Raw genomic sequence first — 1,112 nt, forward strand, 5'->3', positions numbered from 1 at the left:
AGGGCCGCCCGCAGCCGCGGGTCCGTCTCCCCGAAGCGGTGGGCGGCGAGGTCGGCGGCGAGAGCACGGATGCGCTGCTCGAGGGCCTCGTCCACAGGACCACTCAACCGCATGTCGCCGGCCGAGCAAGGGCCAGCCCGTGAGACGGCACGGAATGGCGGGCCCCCCGGCGCGGGTTGCCCACCCATGGACACCAAGGCAACGATCGGCGTCACCGGCCTCGCGACGATGGGCCGCAACCTGGCCCGCAACATCGCCCGACACGGGCACACGGTGGCCGTCCACAACCGCACGACCGCGCGCATGACCAGGCTCGTCGAGCAGTTCGGCGACGAGGGCACCTTCCTCGGAGCGGAGACCGTCGAGGACTTCGTCCAGGCGATCGAGCGGCCCCGGGCCATCATCGTCATGGTCAAGGCCGGCGCGCCCACGGATGCGGTCATCGACGAGCTGGTGCCGCTGCTCGAGGAGGGCGACATCGTCGTCGACGCGGGCAACGCGCACTATGCGGACACGCTCCGCCGTGAGAAGGCGCTGGCCGGCAAAGGAATCCACTTCGTCGGGATGGGGGTCTCCGGCGGCGAGGAAGGTGCGCTCAACGGACCCTCGATCATGGTCGGTGGCTCCGGCCACGCCTACGAGCGGCTGGGCCCGGTCGTCGAGTCCATCGCCGCACAGGTCGACGGGACGCCGTGCGCGGCGCACCTCGGGCCCGACGCCGCCGGCCACTTCGTCAAGATGGTCCACAACGGCATCGAGTACGCCGACATGCAGCTCATCGCCGAGTCCTTCGACCTGCTGCGCAGCGTGCTCGGGCTGGAGCCGGCCGAGATCGCCGACGTGTTCCGCGAGTGGAACGGCGGCGACCTCGAGTCCTTCCTCATCGAGCTGACCGCCGACGTCCTGACCCACACCGACGCGTCGACCGGCAAGCCGTTCGTCGACGTCGTCGGCGACGCCGCGGAGCAGAAGGGCACCGGCCGGTGGACCGTCCAGAGCGCGCTCGACCTCGGCATCCCGGTGACCGGCATCGCGGAGGCCACCTTTGCCCGCAGCCTGTCGGGCCACACGGGCCAGCGCGCGGCCGTTCGGAAGACGTTCGCCGACCTCGG

1 protein-coding gene is annotated in these 1,112 nt (G+C 71.5%); it reads left to right on the plus strand.

The features are described from left to right. Window positions 1-186 precede the first annotated feature (186 nt). Window positions 187-1,112: NADP-dependent phosphogluconate dehydrogenase (gene gndA / locus ABD194_RS19590; protein ID WP_343994620.1), on the plus strand; the 926-nt coding region annotated here is incomplete at its 3' end.

Origin of the sequence: Terrabacter terrae (genome assembly GCF_039529575.1) — a bacterium.
GTDB classification, from domain to species: Bacteria; Actinomycetota; Actinomycetes; order Actinomycetales; family Dermatophilaceae; genus Terrabacter; species Terrabacter terrae.